Source organism: Streptomyces hydrogenans (assembly GCF_014656075.1).
Taxonomy (GTDB): Bacteria; Actinomycetota; Actinomycetes; order Streptomycetales; family Streptomycetaceae; genus Streptomyces; species Streptomyces hydrogenans.
In genome coordinates this window covers 1-8,330 of the sequence record NZ_BNBS01000201.1, presented here as the reverse complement: position 1 = coordinate 8,330, position 8,330 = coordinate 1, and the positions used below count along the sequence as shown (strand labels likewise).

At 73.2% G+C, this 8,330-nt stretch carries 8 protein-coding genes and 1 pseudogene; 7 read left to right on the top strand and 2 right to left on the bottom strand.

Annotation, left to right across the window (positions count from 1 at the left end):
• A pseudogene (locus IE321_RS39570) lies at window positions 1–577 on the top strand (DUF6350 family protein); the annotation flags it as partial.
• A gap of 150 nt (window positions 578–727) precedes the next feature.
• On the opposite strand, the gene IE321_RS39565 reads toward IE321_RS39570, so the two are convergent.
• Window positions 728–1,459, bottom strand: coding sequence for an ICP22 family protein (locus IE321_RS39565; protein WP_190226497.1), 732 nt, complete (start codon window positions 1,457–1,459; stop codon window positions 728–730).
• A 218-nt stretch (window positions 1,460–1,677) separates the two neighbouring features.
• Here IE321_RS39565 and purN point away from each other — a divergent pair, with 218 nt between their 5' ends.
• The 3 genes from purN to IE321_RS39550 all read left to right on the top strand — a co-directional run bounded on the left by purN (window position 1,678) and on the right by IE321_RS39550 (window position 5,385).
• Window positions 1,678–2,307 (top strand): phosphoribosylglycinamide formyltransferase, encoded by a 630-nt coding sequence (gene purN / locus IE321_RS39560; RefSeq protein ID WP_043225947.1) that lies wholly within the window; start codon window positions 1,678–1,680, stop codon window positions 2,305–2,307.
• Complete coding sequence (purH, locus tag IE321_RS39555; protein WP_190226496.1) at window positions 2,288–3,847, top strand: bifunctional phosphoribosylaminoimidazolecarboxamide formyltransferase/IMP cyclohydrolase; 1,560 nt, start codon at window positions 2,288–2,290, stop codon at window positions 3,845–3,847. The genes purN and purH overlap by 20 nt, the downstream gene beginning before the upstream one ends.
• 98 nt (window positions 3,848–3,945) lie before the next feature.
• Entirely contained in the window at window positions 3,946–5,385 is a 1,440-nt protein-coding gene (locus IE321_RS39550) for a DUF2079 domain-containing protein (protein ID WP_372470186.1), read from the top strand.
• Window positions 5,386–5,443: 58 nt separating this feature from the next.
• Here IE321_RS39550 and IE321_RS39545 read toward each other — a convergent pair whose 3' ends face one another.
• Window positions 5,444–6,076 carry a hypothetical protein gene (locus IE321_RS39545; protein ID WP_190226494.1) on the bottom strand — a complete coding sequence of 211 codons (633 nt, stop codon included), beginning with the start codon at window positions 6,074–6,076 and terminating at the stop codon, window positions 5,444–5,446.
• Between the two features lie 262 nt (window positions 6,077–6,338).
• Between IE321_RS39545 and IE321_RS39540 the strand changes: the two genes are divergently transcribed.
• The 3 genes from IE321_RS39540 to IE321_RS39530 form a co-directional block, all read left to right on the top strand.
• A complete protein-coding gene (locus IE321_RS39540) occupies window positions 6,339–7,199 on the top strand; it encodes a bifunctional methylenetetrahydrofolate dehydrogenase/methenyltetrahydrofolate cyclohydrolase (protein ID WP_043225941.1) in 861 nt (286 codons plus the stop codon).
• A gap of 1 nt (window position 7,200) precedes the next feature.
• Window positions 7,201–7,686 carry a DUF3017 domain-containing protein gene (locus tag IE321_RS39535; protein ID WP_190226493.1) on the top strand — a complete coding sequence of 162 codons (486 nt, stop codon included), beginning with the start codon at window positions 7,201–7,203 and terminating at the stop codon, window positions 7,684–7,686.
• Between the two features lie 229 nt (window positions 7,687–7,915).
• On the top strand, window positions 7,916–8,330 hold a 415-nt coding region (locus IE321_RS39530), incomplete at its 3' end, for a helix-turn-helix domain-containing protein (protein ID WP_506417415.1).

Here is an 8,330-nt window from a genome sequence, read left to right as displayed (position 1 = left end):
GCTGGCGGCGCTCGGGGCGGCCTGGGCGTCCGGGGCGCCGGTCGCCGGCCTCGCGGGCGCGGCGGGAGGCCCGCTGGGCTCGGGCCGGCTGCTCGCCTTCGGCCCGGTGTGGTGGCAGGCGGGCGCGGCGGCGGTCCTGTGGGGCGTGGCCGTCGGCCTCCCGACCGCGCTGGCGGTACGGGCCTGGGGCCGCCGGGTACCCCGTCCGAAGCCTCCCAAGCCTCCCAAGCCGCCGAAGCAGCCGAAGGCCGCGAGGACGGCGGAGGCTCCGGCCCTGGCGGCCGCCGCGCCCGTCCCGGGCGCCGCCGCCCCGGCCCCACCGGTCTTCGACTTCTCCCTGAACGGCCTGGACGGCCTGAACGGATCGAACGGTCTCGCGGACCTGGACGACGACGAGGGCTACGTCCCGTACGACTACCTCCCCGCGTCCTGGGAGACGGCACCGACGCCCTCGACGCCCCCCGCCCCCCGGCCCGCACCGGCTCCCCGCCCGGACACGGAACCGCCCCGGCCGTCGGGGACGACCGGGGCGGAGCGGGAAGCGACACCGAAGGACACGCCCCTAGGGCCTGTCTGACCATTCCCGTCGGGTCCGGCCCGCCCGGCACGCACGCTCGCCGCACGGCCGAAACGCCCAAGTAGCGCTGCTACATGGACGCCCCGGCCGCACGCCGATCGCACGCACCGGACGACCCGGCCTGATCCGACACCAATGGTCGGACACGCCCTAGTCGCGCACCCCGAACCCGTCCCGCAGCGGCTTGGGCAGCAGGTCGTTGCAGGCCACCGCGCCCGCGTGGGTGAGGGCGTCGTCCCGGCACTCGTAGAAGTCCTTGTAGACCAGCTGCATCGTGAAGCCGAAGGCGACGATCGAGAGGGCCACGGCGGACGCGACCAGGCCGCTGATCGCCGCCGTCCGCATCGAGCGGACCGGGTTCGGGGCGCCCGGGGCGGCGGCCGGCTGTCCCGAGGGCTGGGACGCGGCCTGTGATTCCGGCGACACCTCGGCGGGCGCCTTCGGCTTGGCGCGCAGCGAGCTGATCGCCCAGTAGAGCGACAGCGCGCCGAGCAGCAGGGCCAGCTCCGGGATGTCGAAGATGGCGAAGAAGAAGGCCCACATGCCGCCGAGGATCGCGTACCGCGCGCGCCGCTGGGCCGGGTCGGTGGGGTCCCAGCGCAGCCCCGGCCGCTCCGGCCCGGAGCCGCCCTGGCCGCCCTGCCGCTCGGGTCCGCGCTCGGGTCCGCGCCCGAAACCGTCCGAGGAACGGCCCGGCTGGCGCGGGCTCCAGCGCCCGTCGGACGAGCCGGTCCCGGGCGACGACGGTTCGGCGCCCTCGCCGTCCGGGCCGTCCGAGCCTTCCGCGCCGTCCGGCCGGCGCGGCTGCCAGGGCTGGTCGGGCCTGCCCTCGGGCGGCGGGGCGAACGGGTTGTTGTCGTTCGTGGACTGGCGATCCGGCATCTGCTGGACGTCTTCCCTCTGTCGTCGTGACCGCGTCGCACCGGGCGGCGTGACCGGCGTCGGACCCTGACGCTACCCCTCTGCTCCGCCCCCGTCCCGTGGGGGCCGTCCGGTGTGCCGGTATCGTTGCTGACGGTCGAGCCATTCGTAGGGTTCCCCGTATCGACGGGCACGATTCGTTCGTAGGACCGCACAAACACCACGGAAAGAGTGACCCTGTGGCTGCCGCCCGCCTTGTCGTCCTGGTCTCCGGGTCCGGTACCAACCTCCAGGCCCTGCTCGACGGCATCGCCGCCGACCCCGAGGGCTACGGCGCGGAGATCGTCGCCGTCGGTGCCGACCGCGAGTCCATCGCCGGTCTGGAGCGGGCCGAGCGCGCGGGGCTGCCCACCTTCGTCTGCCGGGTGAAGGACCACGCGACCCGCGAGGAGTGGGACCGCGCCCTGGCCGAGGCCACCGCCGCGTACGAGCCGGACCTCGTCGTCTCGGCCGGATTCATGAAGATCCTCGGCAAGGAGTTCCTCGCCCGCTTCGGCGGCCGGGTCGTCAACACCCACCCGGCGCTCCTCCCCAGTTTTCCCGGTGCCCACGGGGTGCGTGACGCGCTCGCCCACGGCGTGAAGGTCACCGGGTGCACCGTCCACTTCGTCGACGACGGCGTCGACACCGGCCCGATCATCGCCCAGGGCGTGGTCGAGGTACGGGAGTCGGACGATGAAGCCGCTCTGCACGAGCGCATCAAGGAAGTCGAGCGCTCGCTGCTCGTCGACGTCGTGGGGCGTCTCGCCCGGCACGGCTACCGCATTGAGGGACGAAAGGTTCAGATCGGTGAACACGGACACCGCTAAGCCCATCCGCCGCGCGCTGGTCAGCGTCTACGACAAGACCGGTCTGGAGGAGCTGGCCCGCGGTCTGCACGAGGCCGGTGTCGAGCTCGTCTCCACCGGCTCCACCGCCGGGAAGATCGCCGCCGCCGGCGTCCCGGTCACCAAGGTCGAGGAGCTGACCGGCTTCCCCGAGTGCCTGGACGGCCGGGTCAAGACGCTGCACCCGCGCGTGCACGCCGGGATCCTCGCCGACCTGCGCCTGGAGTCGCACCGCGAGCAGCTCGCCGAGCTGGGCGTGGAGCCCTTCGACCTGGTCGTCGTGAACCTGTACCCGTTCCGCGAGACCGTCGCCTCCGGCGCCACCCCGGACGAGTGCGTCGAGCAGATCGACATCGGCGGCCCGTCGATGGTCCGCGCCGCCGCCAAGAACCACCCGTCGGTCGCCATCGTCACCAGCCCGGAGCGGTACGCCGACGTCCTCGCCGCCGTCCAGGCCGGCGGCTTCGACCTGCCCGCCCGCAAGCGGCTCGCCGGCGAGGCCTTCCAGCACACCGCCGCCTACGACGTGGCCGTGGCCTCCTGGTTCGCCGACGACTACGCCGCCGCCGACGACTCCGGCTTCCCCGACTTCCTGGGCGCCACCTACGCCCGCAAGAACGTCCTGCGCTACGGCGAGAACCCGCACCAGGGCGCCGCGCTGTACGTCGACGGCACGGGCGGCCTCGCCGAGGCCGAGCAGCTGCACGGCAAGGAGATGTCCTACAACAACTACACGGACACCGACGCCGCGCGCCGCGCCGCCTACGACCACGCCGAGCCCTGCGTCGCGATCATCAAGCACGCCAACCCGTGCGGCATCGCGGTCGGCGCCGACGTCGCCGAGGCGCACCGCAAGGCCCACGCCTGCGACCCGCTCTCCGCCTTCGGCGGCGTCATCGCCGTCAACCGCCCGGTCTCGGTCGAGATGGCCGAGCAGGTCGCCGAGATCTTCACCGAGGTCATCGTCGCCCCGGCGTACGAGGACGGGGCCGTCGAGGTCCTCGCCAAGAAGAAGAACATCCGCGTGCTCCGGGCCGAGGGCGCCCCGAGCAACCCGGTCGAGGTCAAGCCCGTCGACGGCGGCGCCCTGCTCCAGGTCACCGACCGCCTCCAGGCCGAGGGCGACGACCCGGCGAACTGGACCCTGGCCACCGGCGAGGCCCTCTCCGAGGCCGAGCTCGCCGAGCTGGCCTTCGCCTGGAAGGCGTGCCGGGCGGTCAAGTCCAACGCGATCCTGCTCGCCAAGGACGGCGCCTCCGTCGGCGTCGGCATGGGCCAGGTCAACCGCGTCGACTCCGCCAAGCTCGCCGTCGAGCGGGCCGGCGAGGAGCGCGCCCGCGGCTCCTACGCCGCCTCCGACGCCTTCTTCCCCTTCCCCGACGGCCTGGAGATCCTCACCGCGGCCGGCGTGAAGGCGGTCGTCCAGCCCGGCGGCTCGATGCGCGACGAGCTCGTCGTCGAGGCCGCGAAGAAGGCCGGCGTGACGATGTACTTCACCGGCACCCGCCACTTCTTCCACTGACGGGACGCGACGGTGGGGCCCTCCGCTTCCGGAGGGCCCCACCGTCGTCTCTGGTCTAATGGACGGGCCCTGGCCCGGCCGGCAGTAGTGGAGACGTGGTGTTGGACGTACTGAACAGACCGTCGGCGGACCCCGCCGACGAGCGGCCCGCCGAGGACACCGCCACCGCTCCGGTCCCGTACCTCCCCCACGTGCTGATCGCGGTCGCCCTCACCGCCGCGTACTTCCTCTACTCGTGGGTGCAGTACGACCACTTCCGCACCCCCTCCTGGGACCTCGGCATCTTCGGGCAGGCCGTCCGCTCCTACGCGGAGTTCAAGGTCCCCGTCGTCGACATCAAGGGTCCCGGCTTCCCGATACTCGGCGACCACTTCAGCCCGGTGACGGCGCTGCTCGCCCCGCTGTACTGGATCTGGCCCTCGCCGGTCTCGCTGCTCTTCGCGCAGGCCGCGCTCTTCGCCGGTTCCGCCGTGATCGTCGGCCGCACCGCCCAGCAGGTCCTCGGCAGCCGGGCCACCGGCATCGCCCTCACCGTCGCGTACGGACTCTCCTGGGGCCTCCAGGAGGCCGTGAAGTCCGACTTCCACGAGATCGCCTTCGCCGTCCCGCTGCTCGCCCTCACCTGCCGCGCCCTGCTCCTCGGCCGCTGGACCGCCGCCGTCGCCTGGTCGGCGCCGCTGGTCCTGGTCAAGGAGGACATGGGGCTGACCGTCGCCATGGTCGGCGTCGTCCTCGCCGTCAAGGGGCAGCGGAAGCTCGGCGCCGCCCTCGCGGGCTTCGGCGTGGCCGCCTTCGCGCTCACCGTGCTCGTCCTCATCCCGGCCGCCAGCAAGCTGGGCCAGTACGACTACTGGGCCAAGATCGAGAAGACCGGCACGGGCGCCGAGACCTCGCTCGTACAGGTCGTCACCGACGCCCTCACCTCCGGCGAGCGCTGGGAGATGGTCCTCTACGTCCTCGCGGTCACCGGCTTCCTCGCGCTGCGCTCCCCGCTGGTGCTGCTCGTGCTGCCCACCCTCGGCTGGCGCTTCGTCTCCCAGGACGCCAACCACTGGGGCCTGCACTGGCACTACAGCGCCGTCCTGATGCCGATCGTCTTCCTGGCGCTGGTCGACGCGGTCCGCGCGGTGCGCACCTCGCCGCGCGCCTGGCTCGCCGCGTACGGCAAGGTGGCCGTCGCCGTCGCCACGGCCGTCGCGCTCACCCTCGCCGCGAACCTCCCGCTGCGCGAGCTGCTCAAGTCCGAGACGTACGCCGCGGACGTCCGCGCCGAGCAGGCCCGGGCGGCGGTCGCGGCGGTCCCGAAGGGCGCCTCCGTCGAGGCCGACGTGCCCCTCCTGGCGCACCTCACCGCCGACCACCGGGTCTACTGGGTGGGCACCGCGAAGGGCGCCACCCCCGACTACCTGGCGCTGGACCTGCGCGGCTGGTCCGGACAGACCTCGGACCCGGCGATCACGGCTTCGCAGTTGCATCCGGAGGCGGCGTACGAGGTCGTCCACCGCTCGGAGGGCTTCGCGGTGCTGAAGCGGAAGTAGGCGGTACGCCGAAGGGCCCGGCTCCAGGAGGAGCCGGGCCCTTCGGCGTACCGCGCGATCAGTAGCGCGGGCGGGCGAACCAGGCGGTCCCGCTGCCGACCACCGGGGCGATGGTGATGATCACGCCGAAGACGGTCCAGATCAGTCCGGGCAGGATGACGGACGCGAGGCCGATGTCGAAGCCGATGAACAGGAAGTACAGACCCGGCAGGGTGCCGAGCGCGCCGTACACGACGGTCGTGATCCGCACGCCCTGGCCGCCGCTGCCGAACTTCACGCCCAGGGTGATCGAGAGGGCCGCGAGAGCGAGCGCGATGATCGCGAGGACCACGAGGACGCCCGTGGCGGCGTTGCCGATCTCGCTGAACGGGTTGTCGCCCGCGTAGTCGGACGCGGCGTTCGAGGCGTCACTCGTGGCGGCGGCCCCGAAGAGGTAGATGGCCCCGAAAATGATCTGCACGGCCGAGATCAGGTACAGGAACACGCGTGCCGTCATCAGCAGGCCCGGCATCGACTGCGGGACCTGGTTCGGGCCGCCCGGGTAGGCGCCGTACGGCGAGACGGGCGGGGCCGCCGGGTAGCCGTAGCCGCCCTGCTGGGGGACGCCCTGGGGGGCCTGCGGGTAGCCGTAGCCCGGCTGCTGACCCTGCGGCTGCTGGCCGTAGGGGTTGTTCGGGTCGCCGAAGCTCATCGGGTGTTTCCTCCGTGAATGTTCTCGTGCGGGGACGACGCGGCCCGCGCGGAGGAACTTTCACGGCACGTGAGCGGACTCCCCCCGGCACTTTCCGCGGCACTGCGCTGGTCATCGTCGTCGTAGCTCCGAGGTGTTGTCCAGTCGATACGCACCGGAGTTGTGCAAGTGCAACTCTCCGTTCCGTGCCGCGGCGTCCGCCCGGGAGCCCCGGCGGGACCGAATTGGGAGAAGCCGGGGGTCATCCGGGAGGATGTCCTCCATGAGCGCCCAGATTCTCGACGGCAAGGCCACCGCGGCCGCGATCAAGTCCGACCTGACCGCCCGTGTGGCGGCCCTCAAGGAGCAGGGCGTCACGCCCGGTCTCGGTACCGTCCTGGTCGGCGACGACCCGGCCAGCCAGAAGTACGTGGCGGGCAAGCACCGCGACTGCGCGCAGGTCGGCATCGCCTCCATCCAGCGCGAACTCCCCGCGACCGCCACGCAGGAGGAGATCGAGGCGGTCGTCCGGGAGCTCAACGAGGACCCGGCCTGCACCGGCTACATCGTCCAGCTGCCGCTGCCGAAGGGCATCGACGAGAACCGCGTCCTGGAGCTGATGGACCCGGCGAAGGACGCGGACGGCCTGCACCCGACCAACCTCGGCCGGCTCGTCCTCAACGAGCCCGCCCCGCTGCCCTGCACGCCCAACGGCGTCATCAGCCTGCTGCGCGCCCACGGCGTGGAGATCAACGGCGCGGAGGTCGTCGTGGTCGGCCGCGGCGTCACCATCGGCCGCACGATGCCGCTCCTGCTGACCCGCCGCTCCGAGAACGCCACCGTGACCCAGTGCCACACCGGCACCCAGGACCTCTCGGCGCACCTGCGCAACGCCGACATCATCGTGGCCGCCGCCGGTGTGCCGCACCTGATCAAGGCGGAGGACGTCAAGCCGGGCGCGGCCGTCCTCGACGTCGGCGTCTCGCGCAACGCCGAGGGCAAGATCCTCGGTGACGTGGACCCGGACGTCGCCGAGGTGGCCGCCTGGATCTCCCCGAACCCCGGCGGCGTGGGCCCGATGACCCGCGCGCTGCTGCTCGTGAACGTCGTCGAGGCCGCGGAGCGCGCGGCCGCGGCGCTCTGAGATGACGCCGGGGAGCCCGGGTTCCCCCGGGGCCCCGGGCGGCCCGCGGGAGCTGCCGCGCGGCCGGGTGTCGAAGCTGCGCCGGGTGCGGCGCTCGCGCCGGCCGCCGACCCTCACCACGGACACGGCACGGCCCGAGGGCGGCGGCCGGGCGGCGGGCGGCGACGCCCCGGCGCCGGCCCGTCAGTGGCCGCTGCTCCTCGTGCTGGGGACGGCGGCGCTCGGACTGCTCGTGGTGGGGACGGACTCCTTCGCCCAGTCCTTCCGGGTCGGCACGATGCTGGTGGGGGCCGCGCTGCTGCTGGGCGCTGTGCTCCGCCGGGTGCTGCCCTCGGTCGGCATGCTGGCGGTCCGCTCGCGCTTCACGGACATGATCACGTACGGGGTGATGGGCTCGCTGATCGTGCTGCTCGCGCTCATGGTGCAGCCGCGGCCCTGGCTCAGGATCCCGTTCCTGGAGGACATCCTCCACCTGACGGTGACCTGAGGCGATCCGCCGGGATTCCGGTCGTGAGACGACGGCGCCCGCCCTCTCCCCCGTGGGAGGGCGGGCGCCGTCCGTGATCAAGGGTCATGTACGCGCCAATGAAGGGCAAGTTCGGGCCGCCCCCTGTGGCACGGAGGTGACCATTCCGGTACATCCGGCCGCCGGGCCCGGGGTCCCGCTCGCCCGCCGGAGCTGCCATCCTTCGAGGAACTTCGACGAGGGGGTGCACATGTCGGCGTGGAAGGCGCTGTCCGGCGAACTCGACCCGGACGTGCGGACGTTCACGGAACGGCTGCGGCTGGTCATCGACCGCAGCGGACTCGGCGTCGTCGCCGTCGCCGAGCGCACCCACCACGAACGCGGCGACTGGGAGGCGTACTTGAACGCCCACCGGCCCGTGCCGAGGAGCGCCGTCGTCGCGCTCTCCGACATCACCGGCGCCGACCTCGGCCCCCTCGCCGCCCACTGGGAACACGCCGACCGCGCCTGGAAACGCCTCCTGCGCGACCGCGCGGTACCGGACGGCGCACCGGCGACGGCGACGGTGCCGCGGCAGGCCGAGGGGGCCGTACGGGGCGAGGCCCGCGCCCCGGAGGGCACGGAGGGCCGGCCGGAGGCCGTACGCGACGCCGGACGCGCTCCGG